The organism is Halovalidus salilacus (genome assembly GCF_031852275.1).
Classification (GTDB): Archaea; Halobacteriota; Halobacteria; order Halobacteriales; family Natrialbaceae; genus Halovalidus; species Halovalidus salilacus.
The window spans coordinates 1,584,102-1,601,943 of the sequence record NZ_CP134700.1; the positions used below are offsets into that span (position 1 = coordinate 1,584,102).

The following is a 17,842-nucleotide window of genomic DNA, read 5'->3' on the forward strand; positions in this document are numbered from 1 at the left end:
ACGCGCCCATTCGTCGACGAGCACAAAGAGTTCCGGGAGGGTGTCGTATATGGATTCGGACGACGATGCGGGCCGTATGACCGATCCAAGCGATCTCACCGCGGAGACGGTCGACCGCGTCGCCGCCGGATTCGGACTGTCCCCCTCGGACGAGGAGCGACGCGACTCCCTCGAGACCGCGCGCTCGATCCTCGCGATGGCCGACGCCTTCGACGTCGAGCCCCCGGCGTCGACCGAACCCGCGGACGTTCGCGAGGGCGACGACCCGTACAACGCGTTTCGACTGCGATTCGATCTCGCGTCCGACGATCCGGCGGGAGACGCACCGCCTCTCGAGGGACTCTCCGTCGCCGTCAAGGAGAATATCGCGGTCGCGGGCGTCGAGAGCACGTGCGGCTCGAACGGGTTCAGCTACCGTCCGCGGTCGCACGCGACGGTCGTCGCCCGCCTCCTCTCCGCGGGAGCGGACGTCGTCGGGACGACGAACATGGACGAGTTCGCCTACTTCACGACGGGCGAGACGTGCGGCCACGGCCGGATCGAGAACCCCGTCGCCGAGGGGCGCGTTCCGGGCGGCTCCTCGAGCGGGAGCGCCGCCGCGGTCGGCGGGGGACTGGTCGACGCCGCACTCGGGACCGACACCGCGGGATCGATCCGGATTCCGGCCTCGTTCTGCGGCGTCGTCGGGCTCAAACCGACCCACCGGACGGTCTCGCGGTTCGGCGTGGTCGACCTCTCGCCGTCGCTCGACCACGTCGGGCCGCTGGCCCGGGACGTCGAGACGGTCGCGCGGATCACCGAGGTGATCGCCGGTTCGGATCCGCTGGATCCGTCGACGCGGGCCGTGCCCTCACCGGACGATCTCGTCGACGCGGCGGACGACGGCGTCGGCGGACTGTCACTCGGCGTCGTCGAGGAGGCGATGGCCACGGCGTCCGACGACGTCGCGGACGCGATCGAGGAGTCGATCGATCTCCTCGAAGCGGCCGGCGCGACTGTCGAGCGGCTCTCGCTCGAGGGGTTCGACCTCGCGCCGGCGGCGAACGGGACGATCGTCGGCGCGGAGTTCGCGTCCGTGCTGGCCGGGAACGCCGTCGAGACGGGGACGGGAACGACGCCGGCGCTCGCGGACGCGTTCGCCGCGCTGAAGGAGTCGGACGGGGAGGCGGTGGGCGAGCACGTCAGGGAGCAGGCCGTCGCGAACCGCGTCGCCGCCGAGGCCCGCGCCGGAAAACACTACCTCGCGGCGTTGGACTTCAGACGTCGGTTCACCGAACGAGTCCGTCGCCAGTTCCGACCCGGCTCGGAGGACGGTCGAGGACTCGATGTGCTGGTAACGCCCACGACGCCGATTCCGGCGCCCGAGTTCGGCGCCGTGACGGGGATGGACGGCCTGCTCCGGACGCTCGCGAACACCGCGCCGTTCAACCTCGCGGGGACGCCCGCGGTCTCGGTCCCGTGCGGCGAGACCGGCGACGGACTGCCGGTCGGCCTCCAGGTCGTCGCGGACTGGCACGAGGAGGCGACCGCGCTGCGGGTCGCTCGAGCGGTCGAAATCTCGAGGTAGCGTCGGTCGGTGGAATTCCCCCCACCGTCCGACGTCGTCCTCGCGGATCCCTCGATGGTCATCGCCGACTCGGGAGGACATTCTTTTTGGCCGTTCGACTCATCAGCTCACGATACATGTCCGTCGATCACCCACTCGTCGATTCCATCGACAACCTGGTGTACGAACCCGTACAGGTCCACGAGCACGGGATCGACCTGACCGTGGGCGCGATCTACGAGGTCGCCGGCCCCGGTCGGCTCGACTTCGGCGGCGACGAACTCGAGGACGCCGACCTCGAGCCGGTGCCGACCGAACAGCGAAACCCCGACGACGAGTTCGGCTGGTGGGACCTCGAGGGGGGCCAGTACGTGATCCAGCACAACGAGTTCCTCACCGATCTCGACGAGCCGGCGTGGCTCCAGCCGCGCAACGAACTGCTCGCCCGTGGGGGCTCCCACCCGTCGATGTTGGTAGCATCGCACCTGCCGCTGATCCCGCTGACGGTCGCTGAGGGCGGCATCCGAATCAAAGAAAACGCGCGCGTATCGACGCTCGTTCCGGCCGACGGCGTGGTGCGTCGACCCGAGTGAGCGAATCGAGGAACGTCGCGCTCTCTTGCTCCAGCGTTTCGCGTTTTCGCGCTTCGGTTCGACGGCCTCGCGACGGCGTCCGCGACGTCGCCGGAGGTAAAAACGAAAATCGATCGTCGGCCGCTCAGCGACCCTCGAACTCGGGATCGCGATCCTCGAGGAAGGCCCTGACGCCCTCCTCGTGGTCGGCCGTGTCGAAGACGATGCCCTGGGCGACCGCCTCGTCGGTCAGCGCCCGCTCGAGGGACTTCTCGAGGCCCTCGCCGACCAGCCGGTTGGCGTGGCGCAGGGCGATCGGCGGGCCGGAGACGACCGACTCGACGAACTCGCCGACGCGGTCGTCGAACTCGCTGTCGGCGTAGACGTGGTTGACGAGGCCGATTTCGGCCGCGCGGTCGGCGCCGAAGATGTCGCCGGTGAGCACGAGCTCCTTGGCGACGTTCTCGCCGACGATGCGGGGGAGCAGGTAGGACGTCCCGGCGTCGACGCTCAGTCCGACCTGGCGGAAGACGAAGCCGAAGACCGAGGATTCGCTCGCCAGCTGGACGTCGCAGGCGATCGCCAGGTTCGCGCCCGCGCCGACGGCCGGGCCGTCGACGGCCGCGATCGTCGGGATCGGGAAGTTCACGAGGCGGGCGATCAGTTCGTTCGTCGAGCGCTCGAGCCGACGCACCCGCTCGTCGGCGGGGACGTCGTTCTCGATCCCCTCTTTCATCCGCTCGATGTCGCCGCCAGCTGAGAACGCGCCGCCGGCTCCCTCGAGGACGACGCAGCGGGCGTCACTCCCCTCGATCTCGTCGAACGCCTCGCCGATCCCGGCGCTGAGTTCGGCCGAGAAGGCGTTGCGCCGCTCGGGCTGGTTCATCGTGATCGTCGCCGCGCCGCCCTCGTCGACGTCGAGCAGGACCGCGTCGCCGAGCGCCATTATTCGGCCTCCGGCTCCGCCTCTTCTTCTTGTTCGCGGAGCTTGAACTTCTGGACCTTACCGGTCGTCGTGCGCGGGAGTTCCTCGACGAACTCGACCTCGCGCGGGTGTTTGTACTCGGCGAGGTTGGTCAGGCAGTACTCCTTGATCTCCTCCTCGGTGACGTCCGCGTCGGGCGTCCGGACGATGAACGCCTTGACGGTTTCGCCCCGGCGCTCGTCCGGAATTCCCGCCACCGCGGCGTCGGCGACGTCGGGGTGCTCGAAGAGCAACTCCTCGACCTCGCGCGGGTAGACGTTGTAGCCGCCGGTGACGATCATGTGCTTCTCGCGGTCGACCACGTAGAAGTAGCCGTCCGCATCGCTGTAGCCGACGTCTCCCGTGTGGAACCACGTTTTTCCGTCCTCCTCGGTGAACGCCTCCTCGTTGGCCTCGGGGAGGCCGTAGTAGCCTTTCATCACGTTCGGCCCGGAGACGACGATCTCGCCCGTGATCTCGTGGAGGTCGGCCTCGTCCTCGTCGACCGGTCCCTCCTCGATCGGGTCGACCTCCTCGAACGCCTCGTCGACGACCTTCGACTCGACGCCGGGGACGGTCTTCCCGATGCTGCCGACGCGTCGGCCCGAGATCGGGCTGTTGAAGTGAGTGACCGGACTGGTCTCGGTCAGCCCGTACCCCTCGTAGATCTTCGGCTCGTACAGCTCCTCGAACTGACGCAGGACCTCGACCGGGATGCCGGCGCCGCCGACGCCGCACATCCGCAGCGAGGAGAGGTCGAACTCCTCGGCGTTGGGCTGGTTGATGATGTCGTTGTACATCGCGGGCACGCCGTGCATCAGCGTCAGCCCCTCCTCCTCGATGAGCGAGACGGCCTCCTGTGCGTCCCAGGAGGCCATCGGGTAGTACGTGCCGCCGTTGAACAGGGTCACGTTCATCACGACGGTCATCCCGTAGATGTGGAACAGCGGGAGGACGCCGAGCTGCTTGTCGTCGGGACGGATCCCGTCGGGGATGAGCTGAGCCGCCGAGTCGGCGTTCGACGCGAGGTTCTCGTGGGTCAACTGCACCCCCTTCGGTTTCCCGGTGGTCCCGCTCGTGTAGGGCTGGACCGCGACGTCGTCGTCGGCTCGCTCGACCACCTCGGGCGCGCCGTCGGCCAGGAACGCTTCGAACGGCGTCGCCCCCTCGGCGTCGCCGCCGACGCTGACGACGTGCTCGACGTCCGTCTCGTCCTGTACCTCGACGACGAACGGGACGAGGTCCGCCAGCGCCACGACGACTTTGGCCCCGCTATCGGCCAGCAGGTGACCGATTTCGCGCGTCTTGTACTGGGGGTTCATCGGCACGACGGCACCCCCCGCCCGGAGCGTTCCGTGGAAAGCGATCAGGAACGGCGGAACGTTCGGCAGGTAGATCGCCACTCGGTCGTCTTCGCCGACCCCCCGATCCCGGAGCGCGGCCGCGAACGCCCCCGCCTGAGCCCAGAACTCATCGTACGTCGTCTCCGCTCCCTCGTATTTGATCGCCGCGTTGTCGCCGTACTCCTCGACGGCGGCTTCGACGTGAGTGACAAGATTTGCCATGCTCATCGGAATACGTTCCCGTGTACCATAAAAAGAGTTACTCATGTCTCGAGAAACGGACGCCTCGAGCGCCACTCGAGCCGCCGAATGATGGGGGTTCCGCGTCATTTCCGACGATCTGGGAATGGTGGCTATTTATGGCCGTGTTCCCTACCTCCGGTCGATCGATGTACCAGAACGTCCTTATTCCGACGGACGGGAGCGACGAGACGCGACGCGCGATCGCACACGGGCTCGCGATCGCCGATCGGTTCGACGCGACGGTTCACGCGCTGTCGGTCGTCCCCGAGGGACCGTACGGACCGCTCGACGACGAGGGGGCGTCCGAGGTCGCGCGACGCGCGGTCGAAATAATCGAGATCGACGCCGACCGTGAGGGCGTCGACGTCACGACCGCCGTCGAACGCGGCGTTCCGCACGAGGAGATCCTCTCGTACGCGGACGAGGAGGACGTCGACATGATCGTCATGGGAACGAAGGGGCGCACCGGCGTCGACCGCGTCCTCGTCGGCAGCGTCGCCGAGCGCGTCGTCCGCCTCTCCCCGGTGCCGGTCGTCACCGTCAGACTCGAGGAGGACGTCGAACTCACCGACCCCGAGGAGGCCGAGCGGATCGCGCGCCGGGCGCTCGAGGACGACGACTACGACGACGTGACCGTCCTCGAGGAGCCCCACCGGACCAGCGGGTCCTGGATCGTACCAGCCGAAACGGACGAAGGATTGGTCCACGTCCACGTCGACGCGGTGACGGGCGAGACGCGGATCGCCCGCCGTCGGTCCTGAACCGGTACCGGATTCGTCGGCTCGAATCGTTGTCCTCCGGTTCGCTCGAAGCCACCCGGATTATTGCACTCGGTCGCACCGTGTGAGCGACGGCTGCGGCTCCCGGACGCTGATTCTAAAAAACGGATCGTTCGGTCGTCGAAGCTTCGGACGCGGAGGATGCGGAAGGACCGTTCCGCTTACGCGGCCTGAGCCTCCTCGGTCAGCAGTCGGCGCAGCACGAGGTGGAGGACGCCGCCGTTCTCGACGTACTCGACCGCCATCGGCGTGTCGACCTGGGCGGTGACGTCGAACTCGACGGTTTCGCCGTCCTCGTCTCGCGGCTCCGCCGCTCGACCGTCCGCGGAACGTGGTTCCGCGCGCTTCTCGGCGGTGACGGTCAACTCGGCGTTGGGTTCGAGGCCGTCCTCGAGCCCTTCGATGGTGAAGACCTCGTCGCCCTCGAGGCCGAGTTCCTCCCAGCCCTCGCCGTCTTCGAACTGCAGGGGTAGGACGCCCATGCCGATGAGGTTGTCGCGGTAGATGCGCTCGTAGCTCTTGCCGATGGTCGCGCGAATGCCGAGCAGGTCGGTCCCCTTCGCGGCCCAGTCGCGGCTCGAACCGGTGCCCAGTTCTTCGCCGGCCATGACGATCAGGGGCGTGTCCTCGTCGCGGTAGCGCTCGGAGGCCTCGAACACCGTGGTTTCCTCGTCGGTCGGGTGGTGGATCGTGTACCCGCCCTCCTTGCCGTCGAGCATCTCGTTTTTGATGCGGACGTTCGCGAACGTGCCGCGCATCATGACCTCGTGGTTGCCGCGACGGGAGCCGTAGGTGTTGAACTCGTGGGGAGCGACGCCGCGCTCTGTGAGCCACTGGCCGGCGGGCAGGTCCTCGCTGAACAGCCCCGCGGGGCTGATGTGGTCCGTGGTGACGGTGTCGCCGAGCGTGAGCAGCGCGCGGGCGTCCTCGACGTTGTCGACGCCGGGCTTCTCGAGCGGGAAGTCCTGGAAGAACGGCGGCTCGCGGATGTAGGTCGACTCGGGGTCCCAGTCGTAGACGTCGCCCGTGGGCGCGTCGAGGGACTCCCAGCGCTCGTCGCCCTCGTAGACCGAGGCGTACTTCTCCTCGAACATATCGGGGGAGACGCTCTCGTGAATCGTCCGGCGGACCTCCTCCGGGTCGGGCCAGACGTCCTCGAGGTAGACCTCCTCGCCGTCGTCGTTCGTGCCGATGGGCTCGTTCTCGAGGTCGATGTCCATCTTCCCGGCCAGACCGTAGGCGACGACCAGCGGCGGGCTGGCGAGGTAGTTCGCCTTGATCTTCGGGTGGATGCGCGCCTCGAAGTTGCGGTTGCCCGAGAGGACGCTCGTCGTCCAGAGGTCGTACTCGTCGATGGCCTCCTCGATCGGTTCGGGGAGCGGCCCGGCGTTCCCGATGCAGGTCGTACAGCCGTAGCCGACGACGTGGTAGCCCAGTTCCTCGAGGTCGTCGAGCAGTTCCGCCCGCTCCAGGTACTCCGTGACGACGCGGCTCCCGGGTGCGAGGCTCGTTTTGACGTACTCGGGCACCTCGAGTCCCTGCTCGGCCGCGTTTCGGGCGAGCAGACCGGCGGCGACCATCACCGACGGGTTCGAGGTGTTCGTACAGGAGGTGATCGCGCTCACGAGGACGTCGCCGTGGCCGATCTCGACCTCGGTGCCGTCCTCGAGCGTGACGGGGACCTTCTCGTCCAGGTCGAGCCCCTTGTCGGCGACGAGGGCTCCGTCGCCGGCCTCGACGTCCGAGCCGACGGCCGCGCCCTCGCTATCGACGACGCCCTGCTCCTCGAGCAGGGTCGGGAAGTGCTCGTCGAGGTCGCCCATCGGGATGCGCTGGTGGGGCTTCTTGTGACCGGCGAGGCTGGGTTCGACGTCGCCGAGGTCGAACTCGACGACCTCGGTGAACTCGGGGTCCTGCTCGCCGAACAGGCCCTGGGCCTCGAGGTACTCGCGGATGAGTTTGATGTGGTCCTCGTCGCGGCCCGTCAGTTCGAGGTACTCGAGGGTCTTCTCGTCGACGGGGAACATGCTGATGGTCGACCCCTGCTCGGGCGCCATGTTGGAGATGGTCGCGCGGTCGGCGACCGAGAGCTGGGAGACGCCGGGGCCGAAGAACTCGACGAACTTGTCGACGACGCCGACCTCGCGCAGTTTCTCGGTGATGTGGAGCACGAGGTCGGTCGCGGTCGCGCCCTCGGGGAGTTCGCCCGAGAGGCGGACGCCGATGACCTCCGGCAGCGACATGTTGATCGGCTGGCCGAGCAGCGCGGCCTCGGCCTCGATGCCGCCGACGCCCCAGCCGACGACGCCGATGCCGCCGATCATCGGGGTGTGGCTGTCCGTGCCGACGAGGGTGTCCGGGTAGAGCCACTTCTCTCCGTCCTCCTCGCGCGCGTGGACGACCTGGCCGAGGTACTCGAGGTTGACCTGGTGGACGATGCCGGTTCCCGGCGGGACGACGTTGAAGCCGTCGAACGCCTGCTGGGCCCACTTGATCGCGCGGTAGCGCTCCTCGTTGCGCTCGTACTCGATCTCGACGTTCTTCTCGTAGGCGTCGTCGCTGCCGAAGTAGTCGACCTGAACGCTGTGGTCGATGACGAGGTCGCAGGGCACTTCCGGTTCGACGACCGTCGGATCGACGTCCGCGCGCTCGGCGGCCGACCGCAGCGCCGCGAGGTCCACCACCGCGGGAACGCCGGTCAGGTCCTGGAGGACGACGCGCGACACCGTAAAGGGAACCTCCGCGTCCGGCACGTCGGGCTCCCAGGAGGCCGCCGCTCGGATCGAATCCTCGTCGATCATCTCGCCGTCCGCGTTCCGGAGCACGGACTCGAGCAGCACGCGGATGCTGACGGGTAGCTTCGAGAGGTCACAGAGCCCCTCCTCCTCGAGGACGGAGAGGTCCGCCATCTTGTACGTTGTTCCGCCGACGTCCAGTTCACGAATAGCCCCAAACGGGTCCGCACTTGACATGCCGGAACGTTAGTGGTGGGGCTCCTTTAACTGTTTCCAGTATATCCGGGGGAATTATATAACACATATATATGCTACCCGTTACCACATGATAGATCGTGGCACGTATCGCCCCGTCACCGTTCCGGAATCGATTCGACGGATCTGAAAACGTCTCCGCGGTTCCGTTCGCGGACCATCACCGGTCGCGTGAGTTCGGTTTGGGCGATCGTCGTCGAGGGGCAACGTTCATACTCGAGCTGGCCAATCGACGCGTATGTCCGTCGCTGCGGAGTCGCTCTCCGAACCCCACGTCCTCGCCCACGTCAAGCGTCGGCTGTTCCCGGACGAGGACGGGACGGGGTCGGGACCCGCGGCGTACGCGGTCGTCGACACGCAGTTCTCGAGCGATCGCTGGCTCGACGACGAAGCGATTCCGCGCACCGTCCGGGAGACGCTCGCGCCCTTCAACCACGTTCGGTTGGGGAACGGCTACCCCGACCTCGTCGGCGTCCGAACGCTCGAGTCGCCCTTTCTCGCGGTCGAGCGCGTCGGCGAGGAGCCGCCGCTGATCGCCGTCGAGGCGAAGGGGTACACACGCGGCGCCGGCGTCGACACCCGCCGCGGTATCGTCCAGGCGTACGACCGCCTGCACGAGGCGAACGCCGCGTACCTCGCGGCCCCCGCCGCGGCCGTCTCGGAGACCGACCGGACCCTCGCCCGCGAACTCAACGTCGGCATCCTCGGCGTCGAAGCCGGCGGCGCGGTCGAACCGCTCGAGGTGCCGCGCGTCGTGGGCAACCGGACTTCGAGCGAAGCGAGCGCGATTCGGTTTCAGGCGAGCGCGCAGGGCGTCGCCGACCGCTCGTTCGGCCTCAACCACCCGAAGAACTACCTCGGCTACCCGCTGGCCCACTACGCCGACGGCGATACGACCGCGCTGCTCGAGGAGTACCGGGTCGTCCGGGCGACCGAACAGGCCCGCCGCGGAGCGGCGTTCCTCGGGCTGATCGAGGAGGCCCCCGGCGCGAGTGGGAGCGCGCGACGAGACGGGACGGCCACCGACCCGATCGTTTCGCTGACGCCGCTCGGGCGCGAAGTCGTCCGGTTCGCGATCCGTCGCCACGGCTCCGTCGAGGGCGCGCTCGAGGAGTTCGCCTCCTGGTACCGCTCTCGGAGGCGGTTCGTCGACCTCGCACCGGCCTGGGGAGCGCTCGCCCGCCGGGTGATCTTCGCCTACCCGGCGACGACGCTGCTCGTCGAGGAACTCCAGCGCCTCCACGACGACGGCGAGCCGGAACCGACGCTGCCGACCCTGGTCGAGTACCTCCACGTCCTCCACCCGACGTTCACCGTCGAGTTGTTCGTCCGTGGCGACGAGGCGGTTCGGCGCCGGGTCCTCACGCCCGAGGGGGACCTCGTTACCGACGCGCTCGAAGAGGGGACCGTCTACCACGCGCCGACGGTGTTCCAGCTCAAGGCGATGCTGTACCACGCGGGGATCCTCACGGAACGGGGGGCCGAGCCGAGTCGGCTCGAGCCGACGGCGGACGTGTGGGCGCTTTGCGAACGATTGTAACCGCGTCTCGACCGCCGTAACTCGCTGAGCGGAGGTGTAGAGAGAGATGCAGATGTAGAGGGGGATAGAAATGTAGAGACGTAGAGAAAGGGGAGAGTGGGACGACTCTCGGCCCCGATTCCGGGGCGTCGTTAGTCGCTACGGTCGACGGAAGCGAGCCGCGGGTCTGGCTCGTCGTTCGACCGGTCGCCGTCGACGTCCGCCGAAGACGTCGTGTTACGCGTCCGCTCGACGACCGATTCGGTTTCGCACCCGGCGGTGCGAACGGCCGCTTCCGCCGTGATGGCGGCTGGCAGTACCGCTTCCGTGATCGCGCTCGCCAGTTCCGCGACGACGGCGCGCTGTTCGTCGGTCAACTCGCCGGTGGTTTCGAGGCGTGACAGCGCCCGCTCGCGGTTGCGGCGCTCGATCCGACGAGTCCGCCTTCGGTACGGCTCGAGGTCAGGAGATTCGGACGCACACCGGACGGGTTCGGATCGGTGAGCCGCCATCGGCCGTCCGTTTCGACGGACGGGGACAATAGCTGTCGCCGAACGTATTCGGCCCCGATTCGGGCCCGTCTCCGCCGGTGCCGAGGCCCGTCGAATCGGGAACCTCCCGAACCGGTTCGGGAGGACGTACTGGGCCGACGGGGCCGTACCTCGAGCTATGAATCCGTTCTGGAACCGCGCCTCCGCGGACGGCGACGCGACGGCCTCGGGCGACGGCACGGCCGCTTCGGGCACCGGCTTCGACGACTGGGAAACGTTCGACCCCGATCACGTCCCCGAACCGGGCCCGTTCCTCGAGGGCCACGACGTCCTCGAGGGCGAGGACCACGTCGCCTTCCACCGGGTGACGCGCGACCTGTTCGAGGAGCGCGGGGTCTACGACGCGACGTTCGGCTACAACCTCGCCAAACTGAACCTCGACCGGCGCCACCCCGACGCCGGGTTCCGCTACGCCGTCGACGCCGACGATCCGTCGGTCCTGCGCGCGGAGTTCACCCCGACGACGGAGTTCTGCCCGCAAGCCGACGCCCTCGTCCGGGGCTCGTTCCGCGCGTGGAACGGCCTCTCCGAGGAGCACGACTACGACGAGGTCCGCGTTCGGGTTCACCCCTCCCACTACCAGGCCGACCCGCTCAACGACTCGCTCGATCGCCTCGAGGCGGAGTTCCACGAGACGGGGCGCGTCCCCGGAGAGCCCGGGTCGACGTCGCGAAACTGCGGGGACGAACCGACAGGGGAGTCGCCGTTCTGAGCGAGCGGGTCGATACCGATGTCACCACGGGCCCGGCGCCGAACGGAGGCGAAAACGAACGGTTCCGCGTCCAGTTCCGGGCCCGGCACCGCCGGCAAGGCGACGGTCACCCGGTGGTCGCGTCGGTTCGTCGCCGTCGGCGTCGCCTTCTTCGTCGCGTACCAGCTCTCCGTCTTCGCGGGCCTCGGACGGGACTCGGCCGTCGCGCTCGGCTTGTACGGTTTCGTTTTCCACGTCATGTTCGGGAAGGCGTACAGCCTGATCCCGTCGTACTTCGCCCGCCAGCTCGCGGTTCCGCTGGCCCCGGCGGCGCACCTTCCGTTCGCGTCGGTCGGAGCTGCCGGTCACTTCGCGAGCGCGGCTGATCTCGCTCCCTCGAGCGTCGGGTCCCTCGCCGCGCTCTCGTGGCTCGCCGGGTGCCTGGTGTTCCTCGGCGCGATCGGGCTCACGATCCGGGGAGATCCCACGGGACGGGAGACGGGAACCGGTTCGGTCGACGAACACCGCAGGCGCGTCGACCGAGCGGCCAACGCCGCGGTTCCCGTCGTCCTGGCGTACCTGCTCGTCGGTTCGTCGCTTCCCGCGCCCTCGGCGGTCGGCCTCGAACTCGGACCGCTATTTCTTCCGACAGTAGGACCACCGGTAACGCACCTCCTGGCTGCCGGCACCGCCGCGCTCCTCGTCTTCGCGATCGGCTTCCGACTGCTGCCGCGACTGCTCGTCGCCGATCCGTCGCCGATTCTCGTCGCGATCGTCCTCCCCGCGGGCGCGGTCGCCCCCGCGCTGCTCGCGGTCGACTTCCTCGGCGGAACGCTCTTTCGGGTCGGAGCCGCCCTGCAGGCGATCGCCGTCGTCGGATTCGCCGTCACCGTGGTCGGACTGGCGCGCGAGAGCGACCGGCGGCGTGTCGGCCACCGCGCCGTGGTCGTCGCCGCCGGCTTCGGGATTGCCGCTGTCGCGCTCGGCCTCACGTTCGCGTTCGTCGGCGTCGAACCGGGTTTGCTCGAGGCCCACGTCCGCCTCGCGCTCCTCGGGTTCCTCGGCCTCACGATCGTCGGGGTTAGTTACCAGTTCTACCCGCCTGCGATCGCCTCGGTTCGAGGGATCGGGAACCGGAGCGCGACGGCCGCCGTCGTAGCCATCGTGCTCGGACTGGCGGTCGAGGCGGTCGGACTCGGCATCGGCTCGGGCGCGCTCGCCACCGTCGGCGCGGGAGCGGGCGTCGTCGGCGCCGCGCTCTACGCCGCGACGATCTGGGCGGTCTTCCTCGAGCGCCCGGTGTGAGCCTCCGAGCGCGATCGCGGCGACGGAGCGCCGGTCAGGACTCCGGCTCGCGGACGCCACCAACCTCCTCGGGAGTCGCCGAATCGTCGCCCTCGAGCGCGCTCGTGAGGACGCCGCCGATCCCGTCCGGTCCGTGGCGGTGGATCGTCAACAGCACGTTCGCGACGAAGAGCGCGAAGCCGAGGGTCACGAGAAGGGTGCCGCCGACCGTCGCGGCCCTCGGGAGATCGAACAGGGACGCGGCAGAGAGCGCGACGAAGCCGAGGAGGGTGGTCGCGAAGTCGACGCGCTCGAGGCGGTCGTCGTAGAGGTCGTCGATCATCGGCACGCGCTCGAAGCCCAGCCGATCGCTGTAGCGGTTCATCCAGATGATGAAGGGGACGATGTGGTAGAGGCTCCCGACGACGACGAAGCCGAAGACGCCGATCACGAGGACGGTCCGTCCGTCGGGGTGGCCGAACAGCGTCTCGTAGGAAGCGGGCTCGAGCCACCAGGCCGGGACCGTCACCCCGATCCACGCGAGGAGGGAGGCTACGACGACCCAGTACCGGTCGGTCATGGGCGATCGGTCGGCGGTCGAGCGGACGAGCAGCCAGACGACGACGAGGGCGAACGTCCCGAGACCGGCGAGGAGGGCGAGGCCGCCGAGTCGGGCCAGCGGTTCCGAGCCGAGCCCCCTGCCGGCGACGAACAGGGCGAGACCGGCGGGGTAGAGGGCCTGCTCGAGCGCGAGGGCGTGCTCGTCGATCCGGCGGAGCCGGCCCTGCGTGAACATCTTGCCGAGCTGAGCGAGCGCGCCGACGATCGTCGCGGTGATCGCGCCGAACAGCGCCAGCGTCGCGTGGACGAGGAGGACGTCCCCTCGCAGCACCTCGAACGGGAGGTCGGCGAAGACGGGTCGGGTGAAATCGAGCGCGAGCAGGAACCCCAGCGGCGCGAGGAGCGCGAAGCAGACCAGCGCCAGGGCGAAGTGGCGCTCCGTGAAGTCGAACGGGCGCGCTCGAGCGAGCGTCCGCCCGACGTTGTAGACGAACGTCCAGACGCCGGCCAGCAGCAGCGCGCCGAATGCGGGGAGCCACGCGAGGTCGCCGACGAGCAGCGTTCCAGCGAAGCCCACCAGCCCGATGGTCACGAACCACAACTGGGCGAGTGCGAGGCGCCTCGAGTGGATCGTGACGCCGGACCAGACGGGGACGAACTGCGTCATCGCTCCCATGATCGTCAGGACGACCCAGCCCACCAGCAGGGCGTGGAGGTGCGCGACGTCCGCCAGCCCGGGCGGGGAGGCGACCGTCATGGCCAGTCCGCCGACAGAGCCGATCACGAGGAACGCGAGCGCGACGACGAAGTGTCGCAGCGGGATCGCCATCGGGGGCTGCCGGTCGGTCCGGAGGTCTCCCGGAATCGAGTTCATGGTCGACCGTTGGGCGCCGACGACCCTGCCGTTGTGTCCGAACGTGTTCGGGGGGCGGCTTTCGCCCGTTCGAGGCGTTGGTTCGGACGACCATGGAACCCCAGACGGACGCCGCGACGGCCGAGCGGACCGCGACCGAACGAACCGCCTACGGACGAACCGAGACGACGGTGACGGTTCGCTGCACCGGCCACGTCCGAACCGCGATCGGCGAGCACGAACTCGAGTACACCTTCGAGGGGGAGACGCTCCGGGAGTTCCTCGAGGCGTTCTTCGAGGAGTACGACGTCGAGGACCTGCTGATCGCCGAGACCGAGGCCGACGCGACGGCCCGCGGCTGGGCGCCCGTCCCCGACGACCTCCCCGGCACCTGGCGGAAGAACCCCGAGGGCGAGCAGACGCGCCCGTACGCCCGCGTCTGCGTCAACGGTCGGTTCAACGAGCACCTCGGCGGCTTCGAGACGAAACTCGAGGACGGCGACCGCGTTGCGTTGCTCAAACCGTTCATCTTCTGCTGTTGATCCCCCTCCTCGAGCGCGGCTGCGACCTCGATCGCCCGAACTCGTCCCGGCGCTCGAACTCGGCCCGGCGCCCGAACGGGTTCGGCTAACTCGTTACCTCGCTCGAGCGCCGAACCAGGCGTATGACCGCCGAGACGAGCGACGCCGACGGAGCCGAGGGATTCGAACCAATCGAGTACCCGCCCCACGAGACCTCGTGGTCGGCGAACCTCGAGCACCCGCGGCACGCGGTCGACCGCGACCTGTTACTGGAGGAAGCGATCCGTGCCGTCGAGGCGACCGCCCCGGGCGTCCACGTCAACCTCGTCACCCACGCCGACCACGGGCACCCGTCGGCGTACCTGTGGCCCGCGCTCGAGGAGCGGTTCGACGAGGGCGACACGACCGTACGACTCGAGTACGTCGACCAGTGTGGCTGCGGCGGCCACGTGACGCGCGCGTTCGTGGACTAAAACGGACGGGCGCGAGACCCGGTGGTACTGGGGTTCTACCGTCAGAAGAGGCTGCGACCCGTCGAAAGAGACCGCGACTCGAGTCGACGAATGTGCGACCCTCGACGCGGTTCACTCGGTCGCGTGCGTACTGGAAACGGGTTCGAGATACGCCTCGAGGAGATCGATCCCCTCGGCTCGATCCCGCAACGCGACCATGTCCTGCTCTTGATCGTACCGGACGTACGACGCGTCCGCCAATTTCGGAACGTGCGTGTGGTACAGCGAGAGGTACACCCGTTTCACGCGCTCGGCGGAAATTTCTGTGAGCGGTTCGTTACACTCGAGGACCGCGACCTCGTCCGCCAGATCCGCCAGGGTAATCGAGTTCTCGTACGTCCGGAGACACCGCAAGGCGTAGCGTCGACGGCGATTCGCCAGCAGTTCGAACGTGGTCGATACGGCGTCTCGTCCGCGTGTGGTCCCAACCATAGGGGAAAAAACGCCCCCGTACGGAAGAGGGGGAGGGCTGTATCGTCCTACATCCACCGGGCGACCGATCTCGACCGGCCCCGCGCGGACGAACTCGATCGGGACGAACCGTTCACGCTTCGTCCGGATGGCTGATCGTCAACGTGCTCGTGACGAGGTTGTTGTACGCGGCGCGAAAGCGGTTCGAGAGCGTCTGCTGGGAGACGTCCATCCGATCCGCCAATTCGCGCATCGTCACCTCCCGCGGAACCTCGTAGTAGCCCTCCTCGAGGGCGGTCACCAGCGTCTCCCGCTGCGTCGGCGTGAGATCGTACTGGGCGCTGGCCATCGGCTGTTCCTGTTCTTTGATCCGATTGAGTTCGTAGGAGATCTCCTTCTCGTCGCAGTACGCTCGAAACTCCTCGAGCGAGCCCTGATCGTCGAATCGCATCCGGTGCTCCCAGTCTTCGGCTTTTCCGATCGCCTGCAGGATCGTCGCCCCGAGGTCGACGTACGCGTAGACGATGGTCTCGACGTTCTCCGTCCACTCGCCGCGATACAGTTTCGCCCCGTCCACTTCGTCGATCCCGGTGATATTCTTCACCGATTCGTCCTCCCGGAACGCGTCGGCAAACGCCTCCTGGTCGTCGCCGCTCACCCAGAAGTATGGCATGATCCGGTCTTCCATCGTCGCCACGACCTGTTCGATCTCGACGACCATCTGCGACGCCGTCGTGAGCGCGTGGTTGAGTGCCAGATCGTCCGACTTGATCGAAAAATCGGCGATGATGCTCATACCGTCGGTTCTACCCCGAACCCAATAAGTCGCGCTCGGGAGGTGATCGGGCGATCGACCCGGGCAGTCAGTCCGCGGCTCCGCCGACCGGCGAGTTCGACCCGCCGACGCCGATCTCGTCCTCGGAGAGGTAACACTGCGGATCGGGCGCGAACAGGTCCCCCGTCGCGGCCAGCGCGCGGAGCCTCGAGGCCCCGCGACAGATCGACCGGTACCGGCAGGAGGCGCACTTCCCGGAGAGTCGGTCCTCCCGATTCCGCAGCGCCTCGAGCAGGGGGTTCGACTCGTCCTCCCAGATCTCGCCGAAGGGGCGGTCGCGGACGTTCCCGAGGCTGTATCCCTGCCAAAACTGCGTGAGGTGGACGTTGCCCTCGTAGTCGACGTCCGCGATCCGCTCGCCGGTGGGATCGCCGCCGTTTCGCTCGAGGTGCGCGTACACCCGCTCCGCCTTCTCGGGGCCGAACCGCTCCCTGGCGTACTCCACGAGGTAGGCCGCGTCGGCGTAGTTGCCCACGAGGAGGGTCTCGATCTCCTCGCCGCGGTCGTGGTACTCGAGGGTCATGTCGGCCACCCGCTTCACCGCCTCGCGCTTCTCTTCGGCCGAGAGGTCGGCGTCGACGATCTCGGCCCCGCGGCCGCCGTAGTCGAGGTGGTAGAAGCAGAACCGGTCGAGGCCGACGTCGACGAGCAGGTCGACGACCCCCTCGAGATCGGGCGCGTTGGCTTCGGTGATCGTGTATCGGAGGCCGGTCTTGAGGCCGACGTCGAGACAGTTCTCGATCCCGCGGACGGCGGCGTCGAACGCGCCGTCCTGCCCCCGGAACTCGTCGTTGCGCTCGGGGAGGCCGTCGACGGAGATGCCCGCGTACTGGAGGCCGGCGTCGCGCAGGGCCGCCGCCCGCTCGCGGGTGAGCAACGTCCCGTTCGACGAGAGCACGGGCCGGACCCCCGCGTCGGCCGCGTACGCGACGAGTTCCTCGAGGTCGTCGCGGACGAGCGGCTCGCCGCCCGAGAAGAGGACGACCGGAACGTCGTAGTCGGCGAGCTGGTCGAGGAACGCCCTTCCCTCGGCCGTCGTGAACTCGCCCTGCCCGGCCTCGAGGTCCGCCGCGGCGTAGCAGTGCGAGCAGTAGAGGTTGCACCGTCGGGTCGTGTTCCAGACCACGACGGGTCGGCGCTGCTTCGACTCGGCGATCTGAGGCTTGCTCGACTCGTCGGCCGCGTCGTAGCGCAGGCCGTCGCCCTCGGCGTCGAGGTCGCACAGCAGTTTGCTGATCGAGATCACGGTTCGCTCACCTTCGGCGGGTCGTTCGGATCGGTGCCGTCGACGCCGTCTGCAGCGTGGGCGTCGACGTCGTCGGACTCGTCGGCGAGCCCTCGAGCGGTGTACCGGCGGACGTCCGCCGCCGGACAGAGCCAGATGTCGACGGCGAACCAGCCGAACAGCCGCGAGGCGTGCTCGTGGGCCTCGGTCTCGCTCGTCGCCGAGACGCTCCCCACGTGCTTGAGCGCCCGCGTCTCCTCGCTCCGGACGAACACCTCCCACTGCGGGACGGGATTGGCGCGCTCGCCTGAGGGGCTTCTCGAGCGACGGACGTTATCTCCCATACTCGACCCTTCGAAGCGGAGGCGAAGGGAGTTGTGGCTACTCCCGACTGGTGGGAATTTCCCTCGAGCGCGACCGAACATATCGGGGCTGCGTTCCC

At 68.4% G+C, this 17,842-nt stretch carries 17 protein-coding genes; 8 read left to right on the forward strand and 9 right to left on the reverse strand.

Annotated elements, in window-relative coordinates; translation table 11 throughout:
* The first annotated feature begins 76 nt into the window (after positions 1-76).
* Complete coding sequence (locus tag RJT68_RS07835; protein WP_407039805.1) at positions 77-1,567, forward strand: amidase; 1,491 nt, start codon at positions 77-79, stop codon at positions 1,565-1,567.
* A 116-nt stretch (positions 1,568-1,683) separates the two neighbouring features.
* Positions 1,684-2,139 carry a dCTP deaminase/dUTPase family protein gene (locus RJT68_RS07840; RefSeq protein ID WP_407039806.1) on the forward strand — a complete coding sequence of 152 codons (456 nt, stop codon included), beginning with the start codon at positions 1,684-1,686 and terminating at the stop codon, positions 2,137-2,139.
* 124 nt (positions 2,140-2,263) lie between these two features.
* Here RJT68_RS07840 and RJT68_RS07845 read toward each other — a convergent pair whose 3' ends face one another.
* Together RJT68_RS07845 and RJT68_RS07850 are read right to left on the reverse strand one after the other, a co-directional pair.
* Positions 2,264-3,064 (reverse strand): enoyl-CoA hydratase/isomerase family protein, encoded by an 801-nt coding sequence (locus RJT68_RS07845; RefSeq protein ID WP_407039807.1) that lies wholly within the window; start codon positions 3,062-3,064, stop codon positions 2,264-2,266.
* On the reverse strand, positions 3,064-4,647 hold the full coding sequence (locus tag RJT68_RS07850) for a long-chain-fatty-acid--CoA ligase (protein WP_407039808.1): 1,584 nt from the start codon (positions 4,645-4,647) through the stop codon (positions 3,064-3,066). Before RJT68_RS07850 ends, RJT68_RS07845 begins: the two co-directional genes overlap by 1 nt.
* 167 nt (positions 4,648-4,814) lie before the next feature.
* Here RJT68_RS07850 and RJT68_RS07855 point away from each other — a divergent pair, with 167 nt between their 5' ends.
* Complete coding sequence (locus RJT68_RS07855) at positions 4,815-5,429, forward strand: universal stress protein (protein ID WP_407039809.1); 615 nt, start codon at positions 4,815-4,817, stop codon at positions 5,427-5,429.
* 179 nt (positions 5,430-5,608) lie between these two features.
* On the opposite strand, the gene acnA is transcribed toward RJT68_RS07855, so the two are convergent.
* Positions 5,609-8,419, reverse strand: a complete 2,811-nt coding sequence (acnA, locus tag RJT68_RS07860) for an aconitate hydratase AcnA (protein ID WP_407039810.1) — start codon at positions 8,417-8,419, stop codon at positions 5,609-5,611.
* A gap of 256 nt (positions 8,420-8,675) precedes the next feature.
* Here acnA and RJT68_RS07865 point away from each other — a divergent pair, with 256 nt between their 5' ends.
* Entirely contained in the window at positions 8,676-9,977 is a 1,302-nt protein-coding gene (locus RJT68_RS07865; RefSeq protein ID WP_407039811.1) for a hypothetical protein, read from the forward strand.
* Between the two features lie 131 nt (positions 9,978-10,108).
* On the opposite strand, the gene RJT68_RS07870 is transcribed toward RJT68_RS07865, so the two are convergent.
* Positions 10,109-10,468, reverse strand: coding sequence for a hypothetical protein (locus tag RJT68_RS07870; RefSeq protein ID WP_407039812.1), 360 nt, complete (start codon positions 10,466-10,468; stop codon positions 10,109-10,111).
* A gap of 157 nt (positions 10,469-10,625) precedes the next feature.
* Between RJT68_RS07870 and RJT68_RS07875 the strand changes: the two genes are divergently transcribed.
* Positions 10,626-11,219, forward strand: a complete 594-nt coding sequence (locus tag RJT68_RS07875) for a hypothetical protein (RefSeq protein WP_407039813.1) — start codon at positions 10,626-10,628, stop codon at positions 11,217-11,219.
* Positions 11,220-11,237: 18 nt separating this feature from the next.
* Positions 11,238-12,503 (forward strand): GumC domain-containing protein, encoded by a 1,266-nt coding sequence (locus RJT68_RS07880; protein WP_407039814.1) that lies wholly within the window; start codon positions 11,238-11,240, stop codon positions 12,501-12,503.
* A 34-nt stretch (positions 12,504-12,537) separates the two neighbouring features.
* Here the strand turns inward: RJT68_RS07880 and RJT68_RS07885 are convergent, their stop codons facing one another.
* Positions 12,538-13,917, reverse strand: a complete 1,380-nt coding sequence (locus tag RJT68_RS07885; protein WP_407039815.1) for a hypothetical protein — start codon at positions 13,915-13,917, stop codon at positions 12,538-12,540.
* A 92-nt stretch (positions 13,918-14,009) separates the two neighbouring features.
* On the opposite strand from RJT68_RS07885, the gene RJT68_RS07890 reads away from it, so the two are divergent.
* Both RJT68_RS07890 and RJT68_RS07895 read left to right on the forward strand, forming a co-directional pair.
* Positions 14,010-14,438, forward strand: a complete 429-nt coding sequence (locus RJT68_RS07890) for a MoaD/ThiS family protein (protein ID WP_407039816.1) — start codon at positions 14,010-14,012, stop codon at positions 14,436-14,438.
* Between the two features lie 122 nt (positions 14,439-14,560).
* Complete coding sequence (locus RJT68_RS07895; RefSeq protein ID WP_407039817.1) at positions 14,561-14,890, forward strand: CGCGG family putative rSAM-modified RiPP protein; 330 nt, start codon at positions 14,561-14,563, stop codon at positions 14,888-14,890.
* A 111-nt stretch (positions 14,891-15,001) separates the two neighbouring features.
* Here RJT68_RS07895 and RJT68_RS07900 read toward each other — a convergent pair whose 3' ends face one another.
* The 4 genes from RJT68_RS07900 to RJT68_RS07915 all read right to left on the reverse strand — a co-directional run bounded on the left by RJT68_RS07900 (position 15,002) and on the right by RJT68_RS07915 (position 17,744).
* Complete coding sequence (locus RJT68_RS07900; protein ID WP_407039818.1) at positions 15,002-15,361, reverse strand: DUF7344 domain-containing protein; 360 nt, start codon at positions 15,359-15,361, stop codon at positions 15,002-15,004.
* A 112-nt stretch (positions 15,362-15,473) separates the two neighbouring features.
* On the reverse strand, positions 15,474-16,136 hold the full coding sequence (locus tag RJT68_RS07905) for a helix-turn-helix domain-containing protein (protein WP_407039819.1): 663 nt from the start codon (positions 16,134-16,136) through the stop codon (positions 15,474-15,476).
* A 67-nt stretch (positions 16,137-16,203) separates the two neighbouring features.
* On the reverse strand, positions 16,204-17,421 hold the full coding sequence (locus RJT68_RS07910) for a TIGR04347 family pseudo-SAM/SPASM protein (protein WP_407039820.1): 1,218 nt from the start codon (positions 17,419-17,421) through the stop codon (positions 16,204-16,206).
* Positions 17,418-17,744, reverse strand: coding sequence for an Htur_1727 family rSAM-partnered candidate RiPP (locus tag RJT68_RS07915; protein WP_407039821.1), 327 nt, complete (start codon positions 17,742-17,744; stop codon positions 17,418-17,420). The genes RJT68_RS07910 and RJT68_RS07915 overlap by 4 nt, the downstream gene beginning before the upstream one ends.
* Between the last annotated feature and the right edge of the window lie 98 nt (positions 17,745-17,842).

What these genes read in the sequence shown, in the direction of transcription:
- RJT68_RS07885 (WP_407039815.1), bottom strand. Translation starts at nt 13,917, where the DNA reads ATGAACTCGATTCCGGGAGACCTCCGGACCGACCGGCAGCCCCCGATG.
- acnA (WP_407039810.1), bottom strand. Translation starts at nt 8,419, where the DNA reads ATGTCAAGTGCGGACCCGTTTGGGGCTATTCGTGAACTGGACGTCGGC.
- RJT68_RS07865 (WP_407039811.1), top strand. Translation starts at nt 8,676, where the DNA reads ATGTCCGTCGCTGCGGAGTCGCTCTCCGAACCCCACGTCCTCGCCCAC.
- RJT68_RS07890 (WP_407039816.1), top strand. Translation starts at nt 14,010, where the DNA reads ATGGAACCCCAGACGGACGCCGCGACGGCCGAGCGGACCGCGACCGAA.
- RJT68_RS07835 (WP_407039805.1), top strand. Translation starts at nt 77, where the DNA reads ATGACCGATCCAAGCGATCTCACCGCGGAGACGGTCGACCGCGTCGCC.
- RJT68_RS07905 (WP_407039819.1), bottom strand. Translation starts at nt 16,136, where the DNA reads ATGAGCATCATCGCCGATTTTTCGATCAAGTCGGACGATCTGGCACTC.
- RJT68_RS07895 (WP_407039817.1), top strand. Translation starts at nt 14,561, where the DNA reads ATGACCGCCGAGACGAGCGACGCCGACGGAGCCGAGGGATTCGAACCA.
- RJT68_RS07850 (WP_407039808.1), bottom strand. Translation starts at nt 4,647, where the DNA reads ATGGCAAATCTTGTCACTCACGTCGAAGCCGCCGTCGAGGAGTACGGC.
- RJT68_RS07880 (WP_407039814.1), top strand. Translation starts at nt 11,238, where the DNA reads ATGTCACCACGGGCCCGGCGCCGAACGGAGGCGAAAACGAACGGTTCC.
- RJT68_RS07900 (WP_407039818.1), bottom strand. Translation starts at nt 15,361, where the DNA reads ATGGTTGGGACCACACGCGGACGAGACGCCGTATCGACCACGTTCGAA.
- RJT68_RS07845 (WP_407039807.1), bottom strand. Translation starts at nt 3,064, where the DNA reads ATGGCGCTCGGCGACGCGGTCCTGCTCGACGTCGACGAGGGCGGCGCG.
- RJT68_RS07855 (WP_407039809.1), top strand. Translation starts at nt 4,815, where the DNA reads ATGTACCAGAACGTCCTTATTCCGACGGACGGGAGCGACGAGACGCGA.
- RJT68_RS07840 (WP_407039806.1), top strand. Translation starts at nt 1,684, where the DNA reads ATGTCCGTCGATCACCCACTCGTCGATTCCATCGACAACCTGGTGTAC.
- RJT68_RS07915 (WP_407039821.1), bottom strand. Translation starts at nt 17,744, where the DNA reads ATGGGAGATAACGTCCGTCGCTCGAGAAGCCCCTCAGGCGAGCGCGCC.
- RJT68_RS07875 (WP_407039813.1), top strand. Translation starts at nt 10,626, where the DNA reads ATGAATCCGTTCTGGAACCGCGCCTCCGCGGACGGCGACGCGACGGCC.
- RJT68_RS07870 (WP_407039812.1), bottom strand. Translation starts at nt 10,468, where the DNA reads ATGGCGGCTCACCGATCCGAACCCGTCCGGTGTGCGTCCGAATCTCCT.